The following is a 207-nucleotide window of genomic DNA, read 5'->3' on the forward strand; positions in this document are numbered from 1 at the left end:
CTATCAGAAATATCTGCTGATAACTCTGGTGGTGTTTTTTCAAGCACACTATGAACTGCTTCTACTATATTGGAAGTGGCTTCTCTAAGTGCTTCTTCTGTTTCTACAGATGAAACTGTTATAGTTTTTGGTAAACCTGTAATGAGATTTCTTCCTCTAACATCCATAGTCAATACTTCTGGTCTTTTATAGGCTGTCCCAATTTTA

At 35.7% G+C, this 207-nt stretch carries 1 protein-coding gene; it reads right to left on the reverse strand.

All coding sequences use genetic code 11. From position 1 onward, the window contains the following. Nucleotides 1–207: rod shape-determining protein (locus ACX6CF_RS26380; RefSeq protein WP_458788360.1), on the reverse strand; the 207-nt coding region annotated here is incomplete at both ends.

The organism is Vallitalea sediminicola, from assembly GCF_054408565.1.